This is a genomic window from Spiribacter onubensis (assembly GCF_040838425.1).
Taxonomy (GTDB): Bacteria; Pseudomonadota; Gammaproteobacteria; order Nitrococcales; family Nitrococcaceae; genus Spiribacter; species Spiribacter onubensis.
Genome location: NZ_JBAKFI010000002.1, coordinates 490005 through 510886, shown reverse-complemented (window position 1 = coordinate 510886; position 20882 = coordinate 490005). Strand labels below are relative to the sequence as shown.

The 20882-nt window shown below is 65.1% G+C and carries 25 protein-coding genes and 1 other RNA gene; 13 read left to right on the top strand and 13 right to left on the bottom strand.

Annotation, left to right across the window (positions count from 1 at the left end; translation table 11 throughout):
* Together V6X63_RS05985 and V6X63_RS05980 are read left to right on the top strand one after the other, a co-directional pair.
* The coding region (locus V6X63_RS05985; RefSeq protein WP_367978408.1) for a DDE-type integrase/transposase/recombinase at positions 1 to 239 on the top strand (239 nt) is incomplete at its 5' end.
* 54 nt (positions 240 to 293) lie between these two features.
* Positions 294 to 512, top strand: coding sequence for an integrase core domain-containing protein (locus V6X63_RS05980; protein WP_367978407.1), 219 nt, complete (start codon positions 294 to 296; stop codon positions 510 to 512).
* A 68-nt stretch (positions 513 to 580) separates the two neighbouring features.
* Here V6X63_RS05980 and V6X63_RS05975 read toward each other — a convergent pair whose 3' ends face one another.
* The 3 genes from V6X63_RS05975 to rfaH form a co-directional block, all read right to left on the bottom strand.
* The gene (locus V6X63_RS05975) at positions 581 to 733 is read right to left on the bottom strand and encodes a hypothetical protein (protein WP_367978406.1); all 153 of its coding nucleotides are present in this window, start codon (positions 731 to 733) and stop codon (positions 581 to 583) included.
* Between the two features lie 16 nt (positions 734 to 749).
* The gene (locus V6X63_RS05970; RefSeq protein ID WP_367978405.1) at positions 750 to 905 is read right to left on the bottom strand and encodes a sugar phosphate nucleotidyltransferase; all 156 of its coding nucleotides are present in this window, start codon (positions 903 to 905) and stop codon (positions 750 to 752) included.
* Between the two features lie 252 nt (positions 906 to 1157).
* Positions 1158 to 1655: a transcription/translation regulatory transformer protein RfaH gene (gene rfaH / locus V6X63_RS05965; RefSeq protein WP_367978404.1), complete on the bottom strand. Its 498-nt coding sequence runs from the start codon at positions 1653 to 1655 to the stop codon at positions 1158 to 1160.
* 191 nt (positions 1656 to 1846) lie between these two features.
* Between rfaH and V6X63_RS05960 the strand changes: the two genes are divergently transcribed.
* Positions 1847 to 2872 carry an NAD-dependent epimerase gene (locus V6X63_RS05960; RefSeq protein WP_367978403.1) on the top strand — a complete coding sequence of 342 codons (1026 nt, stop codon included), beginning with the start codon at positions 1847 to 1849 and terminating at the stop codon, positions 2870 to 2872.
* 103 nt (positions 2873 to 2975) lie between these two features.
* On the opposite strand, the gene V6X63_RS05955 is transcribed toward V6X63_RS05960, so the two are convergent.
* The 5 genes from V6X63_RS05955 to V6X63_RS05935 all read right to left on the bottom strand — a co-directional run bounded on the left by V6X63_RS05955 (position 2976) and on the right by V6X63_RS05935 (position 9072).
* Positions 2976 to 4970 (bottom strand): phospho-sugar mutase, encoded by a 1995-nt coding sequence (locus V6X63_RS05955; protein ID WP_367978402.1) that lies wholly within the window; start codon positions 4968 to 4970, stop codon positions 2976 to 2978.
* Between the two features lie 315 nt (positions 4971 to 5285).
* Entirely contained in the window at positions 5286 to 5678 is a 393-nt protein-coding gene (gcvH, locus tag V6X63_RS05950; protein ID WP_367978401.1) for a glycine cleavage system protein GcvH, read from the bottom strand.
* 179 nt (positions 5679 to 5857) lie between these two features.
* Positions 5858 to 7165, bottom strand: coding sequence for a 2-octaprenyl-6-methoxyphenyl hydroxylase (gene ubiH / locus V6X63_RS05945; RefSeq protein WP_367978400.1), 1308 nt, complete (start codon positions 7163 to 7165; stop codon positions 5858 to 5860).
* Entirely contained in the window at positions 7162 to 8466 is a 1305-nt protein-coding gene (locus V6X63_RS05940; RefSeq protein ID WP_367978399.1) for an aminopeptidase P N-terminal domain-containing protein, read from the bottom strand. The genes ubiH and V6X63_RS05940 overlap by 4 nt, the downstream gene beginning before the upstream one ends.
* A gap of 18 nt (positions 8467 to 8484) precedes the next feature.
* A complete protein-coding gene (locus tag V6X63_RS05935; protein WP_367967771.1) occupies positions 8485 to 9072 on the bottom strand; it encodes a UPF0149 family protein in 588 nt (195 codons plus the stop codon).
* Between the two features lie 55 nt (positions 9073 to 9127).
* On the opposite strand from V6X63_RS05935, the gene V6X63_RS05930 reads away from it, so the two are divergent.
* From V6X63_RS05930 to V6X63_RS05905, 6 genes are all read left to right on the top strand, one after another.
* Complete coding sequence (locus V6X63_RS05930; RefSeq protein WP_367967770.1) at positions 9128 to 9346, top strand: TIGR02449 family protein; 219 nt, start codon at positions 9128 to 9130, stop codon at positions 9344 to 9346.
* Positions 9343 to 9657, top strand: a complete 315-nt coding sequence (locus tag V6X63_RS05925) for a cell division protein ZapA (RefSeq protein ID WP_367978398.1) — start codon at positions 9343 to 9345, stop codon at positions 9655 to 9657. Before V6X63_RS05930 ends, V6X63_RS05925 begins: the two co-directional genes overlap by 4 nt.
* Positions 9658 to 9690: 33 nt before the next feature.
* Positions 9691 to 9878: non-coding RNA, 6S RNA (gene ssrS / locus V6X63_RS05920), on the top strand.
* 22 nt (positions 9879 to 9900) lie between these two features.
* Positions 9901 to 10521 (top strand): 5-formyltetrahydrofolate cyclo-ligase, encoded by a 621-nt coding sequence (locus V6X63_RS05915; protein WP_367978397.1) that lies wholly within the window; start codon positions 9901 to 9903, stop codon positions 10519 to 10521.
* A gap of 42 nt (positions 10522 to 10563) precedes the next feature.
* Positions 10564 to 11046 (top strand): EVE domain-containing protein, encoded by a 483-nt coding sequence (locus V6X63_RS05910; protein WP_367978419.1) that lies wholly within the window; start codon positions 10564 to 10566, stop codon positions 11044 to 11046.
* Complete coding sequence (locus V6X63_RS05905) at positions 11039 to 11968, top strand: glucosaminidase domain-containing protein (RefSeq protein WP_367978396.1); 930 nt, start codon at positions 11039 to 11041, stop codon at positions 11966 to 11968. The genes V6X63_RS05910 and V6X63_RS05905 overlap by 8 nt, the downstream gene beginning before the upstream one ends.
* Here the strand turns inward: V6X63_RS05905 and argA are convergent.
* Positions 11965 to 13284 carry an amino-acid N-acetyltransferase gene (gene argA, locus V6X63_RS05900; RefSeq protein ID WP_367978395.1) on the bottom strand — a complete coding sequence of 440 codons (1320 nt, stop codon included), beginning with the start codon at positions 13282 to 13284 and terminating at the stop codon, positions 11965 to 11967. The two genes, V6X63_RS05905 and argA, sit on opposite strands and share 4 nt — an antisense overlap.
* An 11-nt stretch (positions 13285 to 13295) precedes the next feature.
* Positions 13296 to 13958 carry a TIGR04211 family SH3 domain-containing protein gene (locus V6X63_RS05895; RefSeq protein ID WP_367978394.1) on the bottom strand — a complete coding sequence of 221 codons (663 nt, stop codon included), beginning with the start codon at positions 13956 to 13958 and terminating at the stop codon, positions 13296 to 13298.
* Between the two features lie 120 nt (positions 13959 to 14078).
* Between V6X63_RS05895 and lgt the strand changes: the two genes are divergently transcribed.
* The 3 genes from lgt to V6X63_RS05880 all read left to right on the top strand — a co-directional run bounded on the left by lgt (position 14079) and on the right by V6X63_RS05880 (position 16220).
* On the top strand, positions 14079 to 14858 hold the full coding sequence (gene lgt / locus V6X63_RS05890) for a prolipoprotein diacylglyceryl transferase (RefSeq protein ID WP_367967761.1): 780 nt from the start codon (positions 14079 to 14081) through the stop codon (positions 14856 to 14858).
* 61 nt (positions 14859 to 14919) lie between these two features.
* The gene (locus V6X63_RS05885) at positions 14920 to 15714 is read left to right on the top strand and encodes a thymidylate synthase (RefSeq protein WP_367978393.1); all 795 of its coding nucleotides are present in this window, start codon (positions 14920 to 14922) and stop codon (positions 15712 to 15714) included.
* A gap of 14 nt (positions 15715 to 15728) precedes the next feature.
* Positions 15729 to 16220 carry a dihydrofolate reductase gene (locus tag V6X63_RS05880; protein WP_367978392.1) on the top strand — a complete coding sequence of 164 codons (492 nt, stop codon included), beginning with the start codon at positions 15729 to 15731 and terminating at the stop codon, positions 16218 to 16220.
* Between the two features lie 50 nt (positions 16221 to 16270).
* Here V6X63_RS05880 and rho read toward each other — a convergent pair whose 3' ends face one another.
* A complete protein-coding gene (gene rho, locus V6X63_RS05875) occupies positions 16271 to 17527 on the bottom strand; it encodes a transcription termination factor Rho (RefSeq protein ID WP_367967756.1) in 1257 nt (418 codons plus the stop codon).
* A gap of 76 nt (positions 17528 to 17603) precedes the next feature.
* Positions 17604 to 17930, bottom strand: coding sequence for a thioredoxin TrxA (trxA, locus tag V6X63_RS05870; protein WP_367967754.1), 327 nt, complete (start codon positions 17928 to 17930; stop codon positions 17604 to 17606).
* A 177-nt stretch (positions 17931 to 18107) separates the two neighbouring features.
* Here trxA and cysQ point away from each other — a divergent pair, with 177 nt between their 5' ends.
* Positions 18108 to 18962: a 3'(2'),5'-bisphosphate nucleotidase CysQ gene (cysQ, locus tag V6X63_RS05865; RefSeq protein WP_367967752.1), complete on the top strand. Its 855-nt coding sequence runs from the start codon at positions 18108 to 18110 to the stop codon at positions 18960 to 18962.
* Positions 18963 to 18980: 18 nt separating this feature from the next.
* On the opposite strand, the gene V6X63_RS05860 is transcribed toward cysQ, so the two are convergent.
* On the bottom strand, positions 18981 to 20732 hold the full coding sequence (locus V6X63_RS05860; protein WP_367967751.1) for a PHA/PHB synthase family protein: 1752 nt from the start codon (positions 20730 to 20732) through the stop codon (positions 18981 to 18983).
* Between the last annotated feature and the right edge of the window lie 150 nt (positions 20733 to 20882).

Below are 20882 nucleotides of genomic sequence, written 5' to 3'. Positions count from 1 at the left end.
CGTATCGGCTACGCGGCCTCGCCATCGAGCACAGTTGCCAGGTCTGGTGTGCTGACATCACCTATACCGCGATGCGGCGCGGGTTCATGGTCCTGATGGCCGTGCTCGACTGGTTCAGTCGTTATGTCGTCTCATGGCGCTTGTCGAACACGCTCGACACCGGCTTCTGCGTCGAAGCGCTGGATGCGGCCCTCGATCAGGGGCAGCCGCTGATCTTCAATACCGATCAGGGCGCGTAGTTCACCAGCACCGAGTGGATCGAGCGACTCAAGGCATGGGATATCTTGATCAGCATGGATGGCCGCGGCCGGGCCCTCGACAATGTCTTCGTCGAGCGACTGTGGCGGACGCTGAAGTACGAGGACATCGACCTACGAGGCTACGACAGCCCGACGGCCCTGGAGCGTGGGCTCGGCAGTTACATCGACTTCTACAACGCGGAGCGGCCACACACCGCGCTTGATCAAAGAACCCCGACTGAGGTCCACTGGGCTCATATGCCGGAAACTTAATGCCGATGGAGAGGCCACCGGTCTTTACAACTTAGCCGCTACCAGTGGTCCGAAGGATGGGGTCCACCTCATTCATTGCAGGCACGCTGCCGCATGGCCACCAGCGCCACAGCCGGGGCGGTGCTGCGACCGAAGGGCTCAAGCATGATCCGGTCCAGCGCGATATCTGCCTGGCGCGCCTGCTCGGCCACGATAAAGCGGTGCTCCTCATTGCAAACCACAACCGGAGCCTGTACGTCAAGTTGGGCATATACGCTGCAGCGTTTGCTGCAGCATCGTTTGGTTACCGATCAGGCGGATAAACTGTTTTGGCATGAGGGTTCTGGAAAGCGGCCAGAGCAGTGAGCCCGTGCCGCCAGCAAGGAGAATCGGGCAAATCGGAATATCGTCCATGTTACGGGGTGCTCATATTTCAAGTGATATTGCTAACATAGAGAGACAATTCATAGGTAATTGACCGATAGCTCAAAGTATCGGTTCTTGGCGTGTGTAGTTAGTCCTGTCTCGACCACGCTACCGCCAGGCCTGCGCTGCTGAGCACAAGCAACTTCTGCGACATTGTTCGCAGATCATAGCGAAATTTGGGTGACCTTTACCCCCCCCATGTGAGGGGGCTTTGCAGGTGCGTTGACCGGAGACAAGTCATCAGGCCCTTGCCAGTGCGGCCTCGGCAAACGTCATCTTCTGCGGCTGTTTCATGATCTCGAGGAGCAGCATGACGCGGTCCTCGCCCTTGCGGGTGTAGAACACGCCTTCGAGGCCGGCAAAGGGGCCTTCCAGAATGCGTAGCCGATCACCGGGCTTGTAGTCCGCCGGGGGGGTGGGGATACAGCCCACCTCGTCAACATTCAGCCGAAGGCAGTCGACGATCGGATCAGGCACCGCCGGAATGCGATCACCCCAGCGCACCAGCCCCGCCACACCGCGGGTGGAGCGGATCGGCGCCCAGTTCTCGCTGACATCATCGAGGTGGATGAAGAGATAGCGGGGGAAGAGGGATTCGATCAGCGTTGTCATGCCACCCTGGCGCTTGCGGCGCACCCGGTGCTTGGGGCGGAATACCTCGAAGTCCTGGTTGTCGAGGTGCAGTTCCGCGCGCTCATCCTCTCGTGGTTTGCAATAAACGGCGTACCAGCGTTTCAACGTAAGGCCTCCCTGAACGTCCTGCCCGGCGTCGTCCTGTGCCCGGCACCGTTCATCTTGTGAACAGTCACTCATAAGAAGGTAGCGGTCGCGGCAACCACCGGGCAAGGGATTTTTGCGTTGGCATTGCGCCTTTTTGGCATGGATTCTCCGGCTGGCGCCGATAAAGCGGGGCAGCGTACCCTGTCAGGATGAAAATCCTGCTCACCGGCGCCGCCGGCTTCATCGGTTATCACACCTGCGAACAGCTGCTCGCCCGGGGCGACACGGTCGTGGGGATCGACAACCTCAACGATTACTACGATGTCAGCCTCAAGCAGGCACGCCTGGAGCGCCTGGCGGGGCGCGATGCCGACCCGTCCGTGCCCGGCCGCTTTGCCTTCCATAAGGCGGATCTGGCGGAGGCCGACCGGATCCGGGAGATTTTCGACGAGGGCTTCGAGCGCGTCATCCATCTGGCGGCGCAGGCCGGCGTGCGCTATTCCATCGAAAACCCGCAGACCTACATCGACAGCAACGTCACGGGATTCCTGAACGTGCTCGAGGGCTGTCGGTACAACGATGTCGGTCACCTGGTCTACGCCTCGACCAGTTCGGTGTATGGCGCCAATACGCAGATGCCGTTCACCGAGCACGAGCCAGCCGATCACCCGCTGGCCATCTACGGCGCCACCAAGCGCGCCAACGAGTTGATGGCCCACAGCTACGCGCATCTCTTCGGCCTGCCATGCACCGGGCTGCGGTTCTTTACGGTCTACGGGCCATGGGGCCGGCCGGACATGGCCCTTTTCCTGTTTACCCGAAAGATTCTGGCCGGCGAACCCATCCAGGTATTCAACCATGGGCACCATCAGCGTGATTTCACGTTTGTGGAGGATATCGCCGAGGGCGTGATCCGCGCCTGTGACAGACCCGCCGCCGCCAACCCGGACTGGGATAGCGACGCGCCGGACCTGGCGACCAGTAACGTGCCGTGGCGGATTTTCAATATCGGCAACAACCGCCCCGTCCAGCTGCTCGATTACATCCGAGTCCTGGAGGACTGCCTGGGCCATCGAGCGGAGATGGAAATGCTGCCCCTCCAGCCGGGCGATGTGCCTGATACCTGGGCAAGCGCTGACGATCTGGCCGCGGCGGTGGGCTATCAGCCTTCAACGCCGGTAGAGGAGGGGGTACGGCGCTTCGTTGACTGGTATCGGGATTACTACGGGGTTTAACGGGGTCGGGCGGGGCGCAAAGGCCGGATGCGCTTGACTCGACGCGAGCCGCGCGCTGAGGCGACGGAGGCGACTGAGCAGTCGCAGGGTATAGAGGTTCGGCCTAGGCCAGCCGCGCCCGCAGCGCCTCCCCCAGCCTGCCCAGCCCCTCACCGGCCTCGGCGGCTTCCGCCGCCAGATCCGGGCTGTCGGGCCTGCCCAGATACTCCAGATAGATCTTGAGCTTGGGCTCGGTACCGCTGGGCCGGATGCTGGCGTGGTAGGTGCCGGCGCGGGAGCCGGGGCCAGGGGCAGGGCCTAGACCCGGGCCAGGGCCATGGCCGCTTAGATCGAGCTGGACGAGGTCCGTAGCGGGCAGTGGAATAGGTTCCGGGTCACTGCCATCGGGACGATGGCGCTCGGCGGCCTGGTAGTCATGGATCCAGGTGACCTGTAGCCCGGCGATCTCCTCGGGGGGATCCGCACGCAGTGCCTGCAGGCTTTCCCTCATGCGTTCCCGGGCTCCGTCGCCAGTTAGCTTGATGTTGACCTGACGGTTAATGGACAGCCCATGCCGCTGATACAGCGCCTGCAAGCGGGCATTCAGGGTGGTCCCGGCGGAGAGGGCGTCGCGGGCCATCTCGGCCACCACTACCGCCGCGGCAATGCCATCCTTATCCCGGACCCGCCGGGTCGGGCAGAACCCAATGGCATCCTCATAGGCATAGAGGAAACGATCGCCCGCGGCCTCGCGTTGCAGGGCGCGATACCAGATCCACTTGAAACCGGTCAGTGTCTGTTCGAAGTCGATGCCGTAGTGGGCGGCCACACGCCCGAGCAGGCGTGAGCTCACCACGGTGTTCATGACAAATCTTTGGCCGCCACCAGGCTTATCGTTGCCTGTCGCCGCCCTCCAGCGCGCCATGAGGTAGTCGCCCATGAGCACGCCGGTCTGATCCCCCATCAGGACTCGCCAGTCTCCGTGCTCATCAGGCAGGACCACCGCCAGACGGTCGCCGTCGGGGTCCGTGGCCAGCGCCACATCCGCACCGACCTCGGCAGCGAGTTCCGTGAGACGATCCAGCGCTCCCGGCTCCTCCGGGTTGGGAAACCGAACGGTGGGGAAGCCGCCATCCGGCGCCGCCTGTTCCGTGACCTCATACAGATCGATGCCACCCTGCTCGGCGAGCGCGGCCTTGGTCAGCTCACCCGCCACGCCATGCATGGCGCTGTAGGCGATGCGCAGGGTCGGGCCGGCGTGGTTGCGGGGTGTTGCGACCGGCGCGGCGGGTCTGGCCGGTGAGGTCGGCGGGGTCACGGCGGTTGCAGGATCCGACGGGGCGGCCGGCCAGGCGCCCGTCGACACGCTCCCGGGCTGGCGGATGGCCTCGAGATAGCGCGTCCTGAGGCTTTCACCGTGGGTTTTCCAGAAGGGGCAGATTTCGCTTTGTGCGCTGTCTGCGGCCTCGATCTGAGGGATTTCCACCCCGGCCGGCAGTGCGGCCAGGGCCTGGGCAATGCGCTGATCAATGGGAGACACCAGCTGAGCCGCATTGGACCAATACAGTTTGTAGCCCAGGTACTCGGGGGGGTTATGGCTGGCGGTGAGCACGATCCCGGCGGCGGCCTGCAGTTCCAGCGCGGCGAATGCCACCAGCGGCGTGGGGGCGTAATCGTCAAAGATATGGACCCCCAGCCCGGCGCCGGCGATGGTCCGCGCAGAGGTGTCGGCCAGTTCTGCTGAGCCGTACCGGGCGTCATAGCCGATGACCACACCGCGCTGGGCGGCGTCCGGCACCTCGGCGCGCAGCACGTCGGCCATGACCGCCGTGACCCGCTGGATGAGGCGGTGGTTCATATGCGCGGGCCCGGGGCCCTTGAGACCGCGCAGCCCGGCCGTGCCGAAGCTCAGCGGCGGTTCGAAGCAGTGGCGGAGGGCGGCAATCGAGTCGGCGGAGTCGGTGTCGCCTGTATCCGTTTCTGCCCCTGCCTCGCCGGATAGTGCCGCCTCGGCACGCTGAATACGCCGGTCGAGATCGCGGCGGGTCTCCGGATCCGGGTCGGCATCACGCCAGGCCCGTGCGCGCTCCAGCAGTTGTCTCAGGTCATCGCCATCCATGGTTTGATTTTCTCTCTGATGTCATGTCACGGCCGAGGGGATCGACACCCTCTTTGCGACCCCTGTTAACGCTGGACAGAGCTCGCAGGGACGCAAGACGTAATGCGTAGCGACTCCAGCTCTTCCAGGGACCGTCCGTCGGCCAGTCGCCACCGTTTGCACTGATTCATGTCGTCACGACGCGTTACGTAAGATATCCAACGTCAACAGGGCCCGAAAAGGACATACCAAACCCTGCCCGGCCACTTCGAGCACACCGGCCTGTGCGCAGACCGACCCCGCGAGGCGTGACCCTCCGCCCGGCAACTCAGCCGCTTACGATTCGGCCTCTACGACCTCGGCGTAGCCATCGGCATCCAGCAGCTCGCTCAGCGCACCGGCATCGGCCATTCGCATCCGGAAAAGCCAGCCTTCACCATAGGGATCGCTGTTGACACGCTCCGGCTCGTCCCGGACCGCATCGTTCACGGCGGTAATCTCGCCATCCACCGGGGCATAGATGTCAGAGGCGGCTTTCACGGATTCGACCACGGCGCATGCGGCCCCGGCCTCCGTGGTGCCCTCGCCCTCCGGCAGCTCGACGAACACCAGATCACCGAGCGAGGCCTGGGCGTGATCGGTGATACCCACCGTTACCATGCCATCGCCCTCATCCCGCACCCACTCATGCGTCGCGGCGTATCGAAGATCGGTGGGTATTTCACTCATATCGGTTTCCCTCTGCCACGCAAAATGCACTCGAACCGCCCAACGCGGCACCCGGTGGCGATGGTAGCGGTGCGGCCGCGAAAATCCCAACGCCCGATGCCGGCCTCGATCGCAAGCAGCCAGGCGCGGCTTTGCCCGTTACCCGGGCTCAGACGCACTGGCCTCCGGATGCCGCCGGGTTACGGCTCCCGACAGAGCGCGGGCACATCCCCGGCCGCGCCAGTGGCCTGCTTGAGCAGCAGGCGCCGCGCCGGCGGCAGGAGATCCAGTGCGGTCAGGCCGATATTGCGCGCCGCCACCAACGGCAGGAATTCATTGGAGAAGAGCCGCACGAGACCGTCGGTGAAGGTGAAAGTACGGCGGTAATCGCTGCGCCGGGACCGGGCATAGGCCTCGAGCAGCGACGGCTCACCGGGATCCGGCGCAGGATCCGCTCGCTCCGCCGCCGAGCCCGGCCTGGCCACGGGGCCCGGCCTGGCCGCCGAATCCGGCCCACCCCCCAGCGCTTCGGCCAGCGCCGCCACGTCACGGAGCGCCAGGTTGAGGCCCTGGCCGGCCACCGGGTGCAGGGCATGCGCTGCGTTGCCCAGGATCACCGCCCGCTCCACCGCGAACTGCTCGGCGGTGACCGCCACCAACGGATAGACATGCCGCTGGCCAACGCCCTCGAGCCGCCCGAGACGCCATCCAAAGGCATCCTGCAGACGCGCCAGAAATGCCGCGTCGGACCAGGATTCGGCGACCTCCCGGGCCTCGTCATGGGGTAGCGTCCAGACCAGCGATACGGCATTGTCCGATGCCGGCAGCAGGGCCAGCGGGCCGTCGGGCGTGAACCGCTCGAAGGCAACGCCGGCGTGGGAACGCTCCGTTCGCAGATTGGCGATGATGGCGCTCTGGCCGTAGTCGCGCTCATCGGTCTCGATCCCAAGCGCATCGCGGGTGGCCGAGCGCATGCCATCGGCCACCACCAGCAGTCGGGTGGTCAGCGTGCGCTCGCCATCCTCGGTCTCGATGCGCACCTTGCGCGCCGCGAGCCGCGCCTCGCCGGCAGCCGCGCCGTCATAAACCGGCTGGCTGTCGACGATATGCGCGGGACAGAACAGCGTGGCCGCGGCCGCCATGGCCGGGCGCAGGGCGGCACCGAGCACCCGGTTGGGCGCGACATGCCCGAGCGCGGGCAGCCCCTCTTCGTCGGCATTAAGACGTGTGAAGCCCCCGTGTCCCCGATCGGAGACGTGGATATACCGAATCGGTGCCACCCCCGGCTCGATGGCATCCCAGAGGCCGAGATTCTGGAAAAAACGCCGCGAAGTGGGCGCCAATGCCGTCTGCCGGTCATCGAAGCTGGGTTGCTGATCGGCCTTCGGCGGCACCGGCTCGACCACCGCCACGGTGAGCCCGCTATCGCGCAACGCCACCGCCAGACTGGCCCCCACGAGCCCACCCCCGGCGATCAGGATATCGAAAGTCGCTTCATCCACCATCATGACCCCACCATGGCCGCCTCGATATCGTCGATGGCCTTGGGGGCCGCCGCCGTCAGGTTGTCGTGGCCATCACGGGTGATCACGCAGTTGTCCTCGATGCGCACACCGATCCCGTGCCAGCGCTCGTCCACCGGGCTGCCCGGCGGGATGTAGAGCCCCGGCTCGACGGTGAGCGCCATCCCCGGTTCCAGTTCACGCCAATGGCCATCGACCTTGTAGTCACCCACGTCGTGGACATCCATGCCCAGCCAGTGTCCGGTGCGATGCATGAAAAACCGACGGTAGTCGCCGGATTCGATCAGCTCGTCGACCTCGCCGCGGAGCAGATCCAGTTCAACCATGCCCTCAACGAGAACGCGCGTCGCCGCCTCATGGGCGGCATTCCAGTGCTGGCCGGGCCGCACCTCGGTGAGGGCCGCATGCTGCGCATCGAGCACCAGCTCGTAGATCGCCCGCTGCTCGCCGCTGAAGCGCCCGTTCACGGGCAGCGTGCGGGTGATGTCGGCGGCATAGCCATCGAGCTCGATACCGGCATCCACCAGCAGCAGATCGCCATCCTGCAATGCCGCCTGGTTGGCGATGTAGTGCAGCACACAGGCGTTGGCGCCGCCGCCAGCGATGATCGGATAGGCGGGCCCGCCGTTGTGGCGCCGGAAGTCGTACAGCAGCTCGGCCTCCACCTCGTACTCCATCATGCCGGGCCGGACCACGCCGAGCAGTCTGGCATGCGCGGCCGCCGTGATGCGGGCCGACTCACGCATCCGCGCCACCTCCGCTTTCGACTTGATCAGCCGCATCTCGTGGAGCACATGCTCGAGCGAGACATACTCGAGCGGCGCCTTGACGCCGGCGCGGGCCCGGGCGCGCAGGGCGTTCACCCAGCCGATCAGGCGCTGATCGAAGTCGGCATCCGCCCCCATGGCGCAATAGACCTTGTCCCGACCCTCCATGAGACCCGGCAGGATGTCGTCGATATCGTCGATGGGAAAGGCATCGTCAGCGCCATAGTCCTCCACCGCGGCGGCCTGGCCGATCGTGCGCCCTTCCCAGGTCTCGCGCAGCGGGTCGCGCTCGCGGGAGAAGAGGATGAACTCCCCCTGAGCCCGGCCAGGGACCAGTACGGCCACGGCGTCGGGCTCGTCGAAACCGCTCAGGTAGAGGAAGTCGCTGTCCTGACGGTAAGGGTGGTGGACGTCGCGGTTGCGCGGGCGCTCGGGTGCCGCGGCGAGCACGGCGATACCGTCCTCGCCGACGTGACGCATGAGGATGTCGCGGCGACGGGCATGTTCAGCGGTATCCATCCGTCGGTGTCCTTATCGCTAGTGCAGGATGTCCGGTCCGGCAGGGCTGCCGTTGTCCGCGGGACGGGCGGAAGAGGGCAGCGCCGTATGCTCGCGTACGAGCAGCGTGGCCGCACGCAGGTATTCGACCAGCTCGGTGTAGGCGATTTCGCTGTCCTCGTCGGCCTCGGCGTCGGCATCCACCCGCGCGATCTCGGTCAGGTCGCTGATCACCTCGTTCGCCTCGCGCGGCAGCCTGGCAGGGTCATGGCTGCCGGCCAGGCCGAGGCCGAACAGAAAGCCCTCGCACCACTGGCCGAGGGCGGTGGCGCGCTGGCCGATGGGCTGCTCGTCGTCGGGGAGCAGCAGATCGAACTCGAGGCTGTCGTTCTCGAGCCGGTCACGGGTGTCCTGGTAGAGGTTGGACAGCGCCTCCAGCACTTCCCGGGCCGGCTCTCCCTTGGGCGAGAGGCCATCCAGCACCTGCGCGATCCAGCGCGCCGCCTCCGGTGTCTCGGGGCTGCAGAAAAGGCCGCAGAGCATGCCCTGGGCCTCGGCAGCGGAGAGATTGGCTTCCACGCCCGCCAATGCGGCCGCCACTTCGTTGTAGCGCTCGGAATCGTTCATGGGCATATTCTACCATTGGTGCTAGACTCGCAGTGATTACGCGGGGATATCTCAAGTGGTTGATTCCGTTAGCGAACAGGTCATGCAACTGGAACAGCGCGTGGAGCGGCTCATACGGCTCTGCGATCAGCTGCGTGACGAGAACCGCGTACTGCTCCGCGCCCAGGAATCGCTCAACGCGGAACGCGCGGCGCTCCTGGACAAGAACGAGACCGCCAGAGCGCGGATCGAGGCCATGATCAGCCGGCTGAAGGCACTGGAGAACAATGGATGAGTGAACCGGTCAAGGTCAGCATCCTCGATCGCGAATTCATGTTCGCCGCCCCCGCCGAGGAGCGCGATGGCCTGCTGGAGTCGGCCCGTCAGCTCGACGCCCGCATGCGCGAAATCCGCGACGCCGGAAAGATCGTTGGCATGGAGCGCATCGCCATCATGGCGGCCCTCAACATCACCCATGAGATGCTCCAGGCGCAGAATCACGCAGCCGGCGCCGAGGTGATCGAGACCCGGCTGCGCGACCTGGATGCACGCATCGATGACTACCTCGACGGCGTCGAGGTGCCGGCAGAGCTGCAGCGCCGCTAGACGAAAGGCCGGCAGGGATGCAGACTGTGAGTCGGGTCCCTGTGGCGCTCGACAACGGGCTTTAGCATTCTTGACCCTACAATCTCGCGCCTTAGGGGAGACGCTGGTAATGGCGCTGGTGAGCAAGTCCGCCATGAGCGGAAAGCCTAAGGTGTCATTCGCCCTCCCCGACCTGAACCAAAGGGTTCAAGGGCGTGCCCGAACGACGTCACGGGGACCCGTTCACTTACCACCTGCCATCCCATGAGCATCACCACCGAGCGCAAGCAGACGCTGCGCGCCCGGCTGAGGGCGCAGCGCCGGGCCATCGACGCCGGCACCGCCCGATGGGCCGCCCGCATGGCGGCCATACGGGTGATGCGCCTGGCTGCCTGGCGGCGGGCCCGGCGCGTTGCGGTCTATCTGGCGGCCGACGGTGAAATCGATCCACAGCCGCTGGTCGAGGCCGCCTGGCGAGCGGGCAAGCAGGTCCATCTGCCGGTCATCCAACCGCCAAAGGGCGAGCACGGGCGACGGGCCGCCCGGCAGCGCGGACATCTGATCTTCCGCCGCTATGACCGCAACACGCCGCTGCATCCAGGCCTGCTGGGGATTCCCGAGCCGGCCGGCCGACCCCATCCCACCTGCTCTCTGGCCGCCATTGATCTGCTGATCATGCCACTGGTCGGTTTTGACGAGGCCGGTCATCGCCTCGGCATGGGCGGCGGTTTCTACGATCGCACCTTAGGCGTTCGCGGCCGATTCCGCCGGCCGATCTGTCTGGGACTGGCCCATGCCTGCCAGAAACAGCCAGGCATTCCCCATGATCCATGGGATCAGCCACTGGATATCTGCGTCACCAATCGCGAAACGATTTTCTGTTAAGCTGCACGGTTGATTCGATTCGAGTCGCTTTCTGGAAACGTCATGGCTTACTGGTTGATGAAGTCCGAGCCGGATGTCTACGGCATCGATCATCTGGCGGCGGAACCCGATGGAACAGAGCACTGGGACGGCATCCGCAACTACCAGGTGCGCAATATGTTCCGGGATCAGTTCCAGCCGGGAGACCAGGCGTTCTTCTACCACTCCAATACCAAGGTGCCGGGCATTGTCGGCATCATGGAAGTAGTCAGCGAGGCCTATCCGGATCACACCGCATTCGACCCGGACGAAAAGTACTACGACCCTAAAAGCGATCCGGACAACCCCAGATGGCTGATGGTGGATGTGCGCTATATCAGACATCTGGACCGAATTATTCCGTTGTCGGAACTCAAGGCGGACCCCGCTCTGTCTGAAATGCGTCTCGTCCAGCGCGGTAACCGGCTGTCCGTGATGCCGGTGAGCGAATCGGAATGGGACCATATCCTTGAAATGGAACAACGGGATACGTCAGACAATGGATAACGACAGAACAAAGAGCTCTCCTCTGCGAACGCTGATTGAGGCGACTCCCCTCGGTGCAGTCGCCCTGATCCTTGCCTTCTGGTGGCTTGGCTGGCCCGGCATCGCCAACAGCGACGGCGAGGTGCCACCACTGGAACCGGTTTACGCCAGCAGCGCGGAAGGGCTTGAGGCGGTCTTCTCGCAGGCGGGCTACTTCTGGCCGGCGACCCAGGTGCCGCCGCTGACGGTGCAGTATTTCCCGGACGATCTTTCGGATACTTCCACCGACACCCGCAAGTCGCTGTTCTTCCGCACGCTGCTGCCGCTGGTACTGGCGGAGAACACTCGCATCGAAATGCAGCGCAGCGAACTCAGGCAGGCCGTCAACGGCGATCTGCCGGAACAGCGCCGGGTCAACATCATCAAGCGCCTCGCCGCGGAATATGACGTTGAGGGCGATCCGCTCGCCGAGGCGACCACCGATTCACTGATGAACCGGGTCAACACGGTGCCGACCTCGCTGGCGCTGGCTCAGGCGGCAATCGAGAGCGGCTGGGGCACATCGCGGTTCGCACGCCAGGGCAACAACCTGTTCGGCGAGTGGACCTGGCAGGCCAGCGAGGGCCTGAAGCCCCGCGACCGGGCCAAGGGAGCCGACCATTACGTCCGGGTCTTCGATGACCTACGCGATTCCGTGCGCAGCTATCTCAACAACCTCAACAGTCACGAGGCCTACCAGCGGTTCCGTTCGCTCCGGGCGCGAGCTGACGAGGCGGGGCGGGAGATGACACCCACCGAGATGACCGCAGGCCTGGAGAAGTATTCCCAGCGTGGCTGGGCCTATGTAAAGGAAGTCCGGGCAATGATCAGCGGCAACGGCCTGGAGCAGGCGGTAGCCAATGCCCGGCTCTCGGGCATTCCGGAACGCCTGGCGCTGCGCTAGCCGATGGGCTTGATCAGCACCCGCGAGCCGCGGCCGAGGTTGTAGAAGGCCTGGCGGCCCGCGGGCAGGGCATCCACTGGCGCCGGCGCAAAGCCCTGTTCCTGGAACCAGTGGGCGGTTCGCGTCGTGAGCACGAAAAGCCGCTCACGGCCGGCGGCGCGGGCGTCATCCTCCAGCCTGCGCAGCAGCTGCCGGCCTCTCTGGCCACCCCGGTAGTCCGGGTGCACCACCAGGCAGGCAACCTCCGCGGCATCCGTGTCCGGGATGGGGTGCAGGGCAGCGCAGGCGACCACCGTCCCCTCACGCTCCATCACCGTAAACTCACTGATTTCCGTCTCCAGGCGCTCGCGAGTCCGCCGCACGAGCGTGCCATCGGCCTCGAGCGGGGCGATCAGCGCCAGGATGCCGCTGATGTCCTCAACGCCGGCGGGGCGCAGCCGCTCGAAGGCGCGGGGCGTCACCAGCGTGCCGACACCATCCCGGCTGAACAGCTCACCCAGAATCGCACCATCAAGGGCCCGCGGCAGCAGATGGACCCGCGCGACACCGCCTCGGCAGGCAGCGACGGCACGGGCGAGCTGGGCGATGACCGGCGAATCAGCCGTCTTCCCCGGCTCCAGCCAGTCCCGTGCCTGCTCGACGGTAAGCTCGCCGATGGCCTCGCCCTGGGCATCCACCAGCCCTTCACCTTCGTGCAGGAACAGCAGCTTATCTGCCCGCAGACCGCGGGCGGCCGCGACGGCTACGTCTTCGGCATACAGGTTGAACTGCTCACCCGTGGGCGAGACGCCGAGCGGACTCAGCAGCACCACGGCGCCATCGTCGAGCCGCTGGCGGATGGCCGTGGTATCGATGCGCCTCACCTCACCGGTCTGTAGGTAGTCCACCCCGTCTCGGATTCCCAACGGCCGGGCGGTCACGAAGTTGCCGCTGGCGACCTGCAGGCGCAGGCCGGCCATGGGTGAATTGGCGAGCCCCATCGAGAACAGCCCCTCGAGTTCGAGCCGCACGCTGCCGACGGCGTCGCGCACGCAGGCGAGCGCGTCCGCATCGGTCACCCGCAGGCCATTCACATAGCGAATGGTCGCGCCCTGTTGATTGAGACGCGCTTCGATCTGCGGGCGGGCGCCGGGAACGAGCACCACCCGGATCCCCAGCCCACTCAGCAGAGCCAGGTCATGCACCAGGCCCGCCGCCGTGCCTTCCGTCAGTGCCTCACCACCGACGCTGACCACGAAGGTGCGCCCCCGGTGGGCATGGATGAACGGGGAGCTGTGGCGGAACCAGTCCACCAGATGGCCCAGGGAATCGCTCATGAGGCCGGCCCCTAGAGGTCTCCCCAGCTGCTGCGCTTGCGCCAGCGGATGCGGGTGACGAGGATGCCCAGCAGCATGCCGAATACGATCACGCCCGCCCCGGCGATGAACCAGTCCTGGCGCTCGCGGTCGGCCATGCGCTCGGCCTCGCGGGAGAGGTCCTGAACCTGACGCTCCAGATCGATGACCTGCTTGCGCAGCGCCTTGTTCTCGTCAGCGAGCTGCAACCCTTCACCAGCCTCCTGAAGGCGCTGGGACATGCGCTGGTTATCCGCCTCGAGTTCGGTATTGGCGGCGCTCACGGTTTCCAGTTCCGACTCCAGCCTGGCCAGGTTGTCTGACAGTTCTCCGTTCTCCTGGCGCAGCCGCTCGAGCTGCTCGCTGGCGCGGGCAAGCCGCGCCGCGGCGCCCGGCTCGGACTGTAGATAGATGCTGCGAACCCAGCCCTCGTCGTCGCCGGCACGGACCCGGGTCCAGGTCTCACCCCGCTGCAGCACTTCAAGCTGTGCCCCGGAGCTCAGCAACCGGATAATGCGGTAATCATTGCCCTGGCCACTGCGCATTGTGATCTCGAGCTCATCGGTGACGTAGGCGGTTGTCTGCGCAGCCGCCGGCGCCAGACTCGCCAGCCCCATCACCACTATCATGCCTGCCGCATGTACCCATCGCCGCACGAACGCCTACTCCTGTCATGAATCGCTGAACCAAGGATCAGGATTCAGTCTAGCTCAAGCCCCGGATACTGGACACCCGGCGCCTTCCTGCTCTACCGCCATTGCGTCACAATGAGCCCCATGCTGCATTACCCCGATATCGACCCGGTCGCCATTTCACTCGGCCCGCTGGACATCCACTGGTACGGGCTGATGTACGCGGTCGGCTTCGGGCTGGCGTGGTGGCTGGGGCGACTTCGGGCACGCCGGCCGGACACACCCATCAAGCCGGCGCAGATGGACGATCTGTTGCTGTTCGGCGCGATCGGCGTGGTGGTAGGCGGCCGCGTCGGCTATGCGCTGTTCTATAGCGGCGGGGCGGTCTGGAACGATCCGCTCTCGCTGCTCCGCGTCTGGGAAGGCGGGATGGCCTTCCATGGCGGACTCATTGGCGTGATCCTGATGATGGCGTGGTATGCCTGGCGCCAGGGGATCCGCCCGCTGGCGCTGGGCGACTTTGTCGCGCCGCTCATCCCGCCGGGACTGGCGGCAGGCCGACTCGGCAACTTCATCAACGGCGAGCTCTGGGGCGCACCGACCCAGCTGCCCTGGGGCATGGTCTATCCGCCGCTGGGGCCTTCCCCCCGGCATCCCTCACAGCTCTATGAAATGGCACTGGAGGGGATCGTGCTCTTCGTGGTGGTGTGGTGGTTCTCAAGCCGTCCGCGGCCCACCGGCATGGTGACGGGCCTGTTCCTCGCCGGCTACGGCGTCGCCCGATTCAGCGTGGAGTTCGTGCGCCTGCCGGACGCGCATATCGGTTACCTGCTGGGCGGCTGGTTGACCATGGGTCAGCTGCTTTCCCTGCCGATGATCCTGGCGGGGCTCGGCCTGATGGCCTGGGCGGCGCGTCGCCGCTGACTTGCCGTCGACTTCGGCGGACACCACAATCCCAGGTCCAACACGGGAGTCATCCGCACGCATGCAACAGTACCTGGACCTTCTCCGCCACGTCCGTGACCACGGCATCGAGAAATCCGATCGCACCGGGACGGGAACCCGATCGGTGTTCGGCTGGCAGATGCGCTTTGACCTGGCCGAGGGTTTCCCGGTGGTCACCACCAAGAAACTGCATCTGCGATCGATCATCCACGAGCTGCTCTGGTTCCTGGCGGGTGACAGCAATATCCGCTACCTGAAGGAAAACGGTGTCAGGATCTGGGATGAATGGGCCGACGAAAATGGCGACCTGGGACCCATCTACGGTGTGCAATGGCGCTCATGGCCCGCCCCGGATGGCCGGAAAATCGACCAGATCGCCCAGGTCGTCGAACAGATCCGGCACAACCCGGATTCGCGCCGGCATATCGTCACCGCGTGGAACCCGGCCGAAGTCGACCGCATGGGGCTGCCGCCCTGCCATGTGCTTTTCCAGTTCTACGTCGCCGGTGGCCGGCTCTCCTGCCAGCTCTATCAGCGCAGTGCCGACCTGTTCCTTGGCGTGCCGTTCAATATCGCCTCCTATGCGCTGCTCACCCACATGGTGGCGCAGGTCACCGGGCTGGCGCCGGGCGAGTTCGTGCATACCTTCGGTGATGCCCATCTTTATCTGAATCACCTGGAGCAGGCCGACCGACAGCTGGCACGTGAACCCCTGCCACTGCCCACGCTGCGCCTGAATCCGGACATCACGAACCTGTTCGATTTCCGGTTCGAGGACATCGCCCTTGAGGGCTACCAGTCACATCCGCATATCGCCGCCCCGGTGGCGGTGTAGAGGAGGTTTAGGCCATGCAGATCACGCTCGTGGTGGCGATGAGCGAGAACCGGGTCATCGGCCGCAACAACGACCTGCCCTGGCGGCTGCCCGATGACATGCGGCATTTCGTGGCGCTGACCCGCGGCAAGCCCATCGTCATGGGCCGGCGCAACTTCGAGTCGATCGGCCGGCCCCTGCCCAACCGGCAGAACATCGTCATGACGCGGGATGCCAACTGGGCGACGGATGGCGTTGAGGTGGTGCATACGCTGGAGGAGGCCGTGGCCGCGGCGGCGGGTGCCGCCGAGCTGATGGTCATCGGCGGCGCCGGGATCTACGCGGCTTTCCTGCCCATCGCCGATCGCATCGAACTGACCCGGGTACGCGCGGAGCTCGACGGAGATACGTGGTTTCCGGCCTTCGAGGGCCCGGACTGGGCCCTACAACAGACCACCCATCACCCGGCCGACGCCGAGCATGCCTGGCCGATGGACTTTGAGACCTGGACGCGGGTTAACCACTGACCGCGCGACGGCGCCCGCCGTATCCAATTGGATCCCGCATCATCTGACGCCTAGCGCTTCATGGCCTGGAAGAACTCGTTGTTGGTCTTCGTGTCCTTGAGCTTGTCGAGCAGGAATTCGATGGCCGCGAGTTCATCCATGGGATGCAGGAGCTTGCGCAGGATCCAGACCTTCTGCAGCTCCTCCGGGGTCATCAGAAGCTCCTCGCGACGGGTACCGGAGCGATTGATGTTGATGGCCGGGTAGATGCGCTTCTCGGCGATACGGCGGTCGAGGTGGACCTCCATGTTGCCTGTGCCCTTGAACTCCTCGTAAATCACATCATCCATGCGCGAGCCGGTCTCGATCAGCGAGGTGGCGATAATGCTCAGACTGCCACCCTCTTCGATGTTGCGGGCGGCCCCGAAGAAGCGCTTGGGACGATGCAGCGCGTTGGCATCCACGCCACCGGTCAGCACCTTGCCGGAGCTCGGCACCACCGTGTTGTAGGCCCGCGCCAGACGGGTGATGGAGTCGAGCATGATGACCACGTCACGCTTGTGCTCCACCAGACGCTTCGCCTTCTCGATCACCATCTCGGCGACCTGGACGTGGCGGTTGGCCGGCTCGTCAAACGTCGACGAAACCACTTCGCCACGCACCGTCCGCTCCATCTCGGTGACCTCCTCTGGCCGCTCGTCGATGAGCAGCACGATGACGTAGGCCTCCGGGTTGTTCGCCGTGATGGACTGCGCGATGTTCTGCAGCAGCATGGTCTTGCCGGCCTTGGGCGGCGAGACGATCAGCGCACGCTGCCCCTTGCCGATGGGCGCGGACAGATCGATGACCCGGGCGGTGAGATCCTCGGTGGAGCCGTTGCCCCGCTCAAGGGTCAGCCGTTCCTTGGGGAACAGCGGCGTGAGGTTCTCGAACAGAACCTTGTGCTTCGCCGCCTCCGGCTTCTCGAAGTTGATCTGATCGACCTTGAGCAGCGCGAAATATCGCTCGCCCTCCTTGGGCGGGCGGATCTTCCCGGAGATGGTGTCGCCGGTGCGCAGGCTGAAGCGCCGGATCTGGCTGGGCGATACATAGATGTCATCGGGTCCGGCCATGTAGGAGCTGGTTGTGGAGCGCAGGAACCCGAAACCGTCCTGCAGGATCTCCAGAACACCATCGCCCCAGATGTCTTCGCCCTTCTTGGCATGGGCCTTGAGCAACGAGAAGATGACATCCTGCTTGCGCGAGCGGGCCATGTTCTCAATGCCGAGGGATTGGGCCAGCTCGACGAGTTCGGCGGCCGGCTTCTGCTTGAGTTCGGTGAGATTCATTACTGCTCTGAGGCCGCCCGGCGGACGGCCATTACCCTGGTAGGAGAGGGGGCGTACCCCGGGGATTCCACTATTGCTAGAGGTTGCTGTCGATGAAGGCGGAAAGCTGCGCCTTGGAAAGGGCGCCCACCTTGGTCGCCTCGACGCCCCCGTTCTTGAACAGCATCAGCGTGGGGATGCCACGGATACCGTACTTCGGCGGGGTTTCCGGGTTCTCGTCGATATTCAGCTTGGCGATCTTGAGCCTGCCATCATAGCTGCCAGCCACTTCCTCAAGGATCGGCGCGATCATCTTGCAGGGGCCGCACCACTCTGCCCAGTAGTCCACGAGGACCGGCTGATCGGCGTTAATGACTTCTGACTCAAAGTTGGCGTCGGAGACGTGGACGATGTTGTCGCTCACGAAACAATCCTCCAGGGAATACGCAGGTTACTTGTCGGATTTGAAACGACCGGGTGGATCGCTTGGCGAATTCATGAGGCCGAGTAGGGGGTGTGGCCTGAACGGCACTGGGCGAGAGACTAGCCCCCTGTTCGAGGCGTGTCAACTTCCGTATCGGCCCGTGTATATTGGGGCGTCATGGATACACAGGACATCGATCGCCTCAGCGAGGCGGCCGTCGAGATCGCGGAGTCCGCAGGCCGGGAGATTCTCTCGATCTATGCGAGTGGCTTCGAGGTCGAGGCCAAGGCCGACGACTCGCCACTGACCACCGCCGACAATGCCGCGCATCACCTGATCGTCGAGCGGCTGGGCGAATTGACGCCGGACATCCCCGTGATCTCCGAGGAAGGAGGCATCCCCTCATACGAAACGCGCCGGGGCTGGCGGCGATACTGGCTGGTGGACCCCCTGGACGGTACCCGGGAGTTCGTCAAGCGCAACGGCGAATTCACCGTGAACATCGCGCTCATTGAGCATCAGGCACCAGCGATCGGGGTGGTGCATGCCCCCGTCCTGTCCACCACCTGGATGGGCCTCCGTTGGCCAGTCATCGGCGAGGAGTCGGGGACGCAGCGGTGTCGGGCCGAGCGCCGCGACGCCGAGGGCCGCCACGATATCCGCACCCGCCGCGTGGATGCCGCTCGGCTGACCGTCGTGGTGAGCCGCTCGCACCGTCACCCGCGCGTGGAGGAACTCCTGCAGCGGCTGCCCGAGTTCGAGACGCGCTCGATGGGCAGCTCACTCAAGTTCTGTCTGGTGGCCGAGGGCGCGGCAGACTGCTACCCCCGGTTCGGGCCTACCTCGGAATGGGACAGCGCCGCCGCCCAGTGTGTGGTCGAAGCCGCTGGCGGCATGGTCATTCGCACCGACGGCGTGGCGCTGCGCTACAACGCCAAGGAATCGACCCTCAACCCCAATTTTGTCGTGCTCGGCGACCCCGACTGGCGTTGGGCGGAATATCTCCGGGGCCTGCCGGTGGACGAGCGCTGAGGCAGACCCTGGCCCGTCTCAGTGCATGAGCACGTATTCGCCGGGCGCATCCGCATACGGTACATAACCCCGCTCGGGCGCACCGATGGACGGCGGTGAGACAGGCTCACCCGAGCGTTCAGCCAGCCATTGCTGCCACGCCAGCCACCAGGACCCTTCCTCGCGTGGCGTTTCCCGCTCGAACCGTTCCGCCGGATAGGTCCGCCCCAGGGGCTGGAAATGCTTCATCTGATAATGGCGCCGCGGGTGACCGGGCTCACTGACGATGCCAGCGTTGTGCCCCCCTCGCGTGAGCAGGAAGGTGACATCCGTGCGCGCCAGCCGCACGATCTTATAGACCGAGTGCCAGGGCGCGATGTGATCCTTCTGGGTGGCCACGGAGAAGATCGGCGCATCGATATCACCTACCGAGACCGGCCGTCCTTCGATGTCGTAGCGACCTTCCACCAGGTCGTTGTGGAGGAACAGATGACGCAGATACTCGCTGTGCATGCGATAGGGCAGTCGAGTGGCATCGGCGTTCCAGGCCATCAGGTCGAACATCTCTTCGCGCTCGCCCATCAGGTAATTACGCACGAGCCGCGACCAGACCAGGTCCTGGGAACGCAGCAGATGGAAGGCGCCGGCCATCTGATCCCGGCCCAGATAGCCCCGCGCCCACATGACGTCCTCCAGGAACGAGACCTGTGACTCATCGATGAACAGATCCAGCTCGCCGGGCTCGGTGAAGTCCGTCTGTGCCGCCAGCAGGGACAGGGTCGCGAGGCGATCATCACCGTCGCGGGCCATGGCCGCGGCCGCCAGGGTCAGGAGCGTGCCACCCAGGCAATAGCCCACGCCGTGCACTTTCTGCTCAGGCACGATGGCATTGACCGCGTCGAGCGCGTCGTTCACGCCCAGGCGACGGTAATCGGCCATGCCCATTTCGCGATCATCGGGCCCGGGGTTTTTCCAGGAGACCACGAACACTGTATGGCCCTGGTTGACCAGGTATTCGATCAGTGACCGGCCCGGCTGCAGGTCGAGGATGTAGTACTTCATGATCCAGGCCGGCACGATCAGGACCGGTTCGGGGTGGACAGTCTCGGTCGCCGGCTCGTACTGGATGAGTTCCATGAGGGCATTTCGGTGGACCACCTTGCCCGGTGTCAGCGCCAGGTCACGGCCGACCGCGTAGTCACCGCCACCCTTCTGGGGCCGGCCGGCGATCTCGCGCTGCGCGTCCTCCAACCAGTTCGATGCGCCCCGGACCAGATTCCAGCCATTCTCGTTGATCGTCCGTTCCAGCACCTCCGGGTTGGTCGGCAGGAAGTTGGATGGCGAGAGCACGTCGAGCATCTGTCGCACCGTGAAATTCACCACTTCCTCATGGTGGGGGTCGACGCCGGGGACGCCGGTGGTCGCCACATGCCACCACTGCTGCTGCAGGAGGAAAGCCTGGTGGATGAAGGAAAACGGCCAGCGCTCCCACTCCCGCGCATCGAAGCGGTGATCATTGGGCAGCGGTTCGATGCAGCGCCCCTCCTCGTCACCCGCAAGGCAGTGACCGGAGTAGGCTGCCAGCCGCAGCGCCTTGCGCAACGCCTTCTCCTGCAGGGCACTCTGGCGGCCCGGATTAAGGCCGAGATGGCCCGCCCAGTCGAAAAAGGCAAGCTGCAACGCGGTTGGCGAAATGCCCCCGGTCATGCGGCCGAGGGTCGCGTGCAGCAGCCGATCCCATGGCACCGGCTCGGTCACGTTTTCCTCAAAGGCGTGTTCCAGGCGCGTCATGTCGCCTCCTTTTGTGAGGATTCATCCTCTTGGGCTCGACAACGCGGCGGTCGGTTCCCCTCGGTGCGAATGCCGGCGCCACCCCCTTCGCCGGGCTCACCGGTCCGCTACGCGGCCCGAGGTCGCCCGGTGCGGTGCGATGCCACCTCC